This is a genomic window from Paenibacillus sp. Aloe-11, assembly GCF_000245715.1.
In the GTDB taxonomy this organism is placed as follows: domain Bacteria; phylum Bacillota; class Bacilli; order Paenibacillales; family Paenibacillaceae; genus Paenibacillus; species Paenibacillus kribbensis.
The window spans coordinates 158,827-159,183 of the sequence record NZ_JH601066.1 but is presented as its reverse complement, the minus strand read 5'-3'; the positions used below and the strand labels follow the sequence as shown (position 1 = coordinate 159,183).

The 357-nt window shown below is 57.4% G+C and carries 1 protein-coding gene; it reads left to right on the top strand.

Translation table 11 applies throughout. The features are described 5' to 3' along the window. Positions 1-357 (top strand): AMP-binding protein (locus WG8_RS29590; RefSeq protein WP_007432240.1); only part of this gene is annotated, 357 nt, incomplete at both ends.

Below are 357 nucleotides of genomic sequence, written 5' to 3'. Positions count from 1 at the left end.
GGGCAGCCGAAAGGGGTTATGGTCGAGCATCAATCGCTGGTGAACCTGTGCTGCTGGCATAACGGGGCCTTTGGCGTAACGGCAGAGGACCGCAGCGCAAAATACGCGGGTTTTGGCTTTGACGCCTCCGTCTGGGAGCTGTTCCCTTATTGGGTAGCCGGAGCGGAAATCCATGTGATTGACGAGAGCATTCGGATGGATTTGGAAGCATTGAACCGCTATTTCGAGACGAACAGCATCACGATTACCTTCCTGCCGACGCAGTTGTGTGAGCAGTTTATGGAGCTGGAGAACCGATCCCTGCGTGTGCTGCTGACCGGAGGAGACAAGCTGAAACGGGCGCTGCCGCCGGGACGG